Below are 663 nucleotides of genomic sequence, written 5' to 3'. Positions count from 1 at the left end.
TCGTTTTTTAATCGCTACTCAAAAAGAAACTCCAGCTGACGCTGAAGTCATCAGCCATCAGCTAATGCTTCGTGCAGGCTTGATTCGTAAACTCGCATCAGGTTTATACAACTGGATGCCCATGGGTTTAAGAGTGCTACGTAAAGTAGAAGCGATTGTTCGTGAGGAAATGGATAAGGCTGGCGGACAAGAACTTTCTATGCCTGTTGTTCAGCCTGCAGAACTTTGGGAAGAGTCTGGTCGCTGGCAGCAATATGGCGGTGAGTTATTGCGTATCAAAGATCGTCACCAACGAGACTTTTGCCTCGGCCCTACGCATGAAGAAGTGATCACCGACCTGGCTCGCAATGAACTGAGCAGCTATAAGCAATTACCGGCAAACTTTTATCAGATCCAGACAAAATTTAGAGACGAGCGCCGCCCGCGCTTTGGTGTGATGCGTGCCCGTGAGTTTTTAATGAAAGATGCCTACTCTTTCCATGCGACTCAGGATTCTCTGGACGAGACCTATGAACTCATGTACGACACCTACACCAATATATTTACGCGTCTTGGTCTAGACTTCCGCGCTGTGCAGGCTGACTCAGGCAGCATCGGCGGCAATGCTTCACATGAATTCCATGTGCTGGCCGATTCAGGTGAAGACGATATCGCTTTCAGCAC

At 48.4% G+C, this 663-nt stretch carries 1 protein-coding gene; it reads left to right on the top strand.

The window, feature by feature from the left end; translation table 11 throughout:
• A partial coding sequence (gene proS / locus A3756_RS24605; protein WP_068554940.1) for a proline--tRNA ligase occupies positions 1 to 663 on the top strand: 663 nt, incomplete at both ends.

Source organism: Oleiphilus sp. HI0086 (assembly GCF_001635225.1).
Note: the sequence above shows the minus strand (reverse complement) of the source record. Positions and strands in the feature narration are given on the sequence as shown.